The organism is Ruminococcus callidus ATCC 27760 (genome assembly GCF_000468015.1).
Classification (GTDB): domain Bacteria; phylum Bacillota; class Clostridia; order Oscillospirales; family Ruminococcaceae; genus Ruminococcus_C; species Ruminococcus_C callidus.
In genome coordinates, this window is record NZ_KI260304.1 from 1 (window position 1) to 432 (window position 432).

Sequence of the window (432 nt, forward strand, 5' to 3'; positions counted from 1 at the left end):
CATCCAATGGGTCACATCTATTGACAACGCAGAAAAATTCAAGAAAAAAATTTCAAAAGGGCTTGATTTTTTTTGTGAAAACAGGTATAATGTGATTTGAAAACACAAAGACGAAGCGAGTAGGCATATTGCGGCGGCAAATTTCAGCGGATTTTCTGAAAGATGTTGCCGGAGAGCCTGCCGGTACAGAGAGCGGGGAGTGCTGAAAACCCGTCCGGCGGCATATGCTGAAGTTCCCTTCCGAGTGGCTGTGCTGAACCGGCTTTCACAGTAGGTGCAGATGTGGTGTTCGCATTAAGGACAGAAGAGTGACGGCTCTTTGAAAATGGGTGGTTTTGAACAAGCGTGAGCCTTGTCCTGTTTTCACAGGACAGGGCTTTTTTGATATGTGTTTCCCATAAAGCAATACCGCACAAAGAGCGTCTGGCGACT

At 46.3% G+C, this 432-nt stretch carries 1 protein-coding gene; it reads right to left on the reverse strand.

Annotated features, from left to right (window positions below):
- Positions 1-143: 143 nt before the first annotated feature.
- A partial coding sequence (locus tag RUMCAL_RS16130; RefSeq protein WP_021680743.1) for a hypothetical protein occupies positions 144-432 on the reverse strand: 289 nt, incomplete at its 5' end.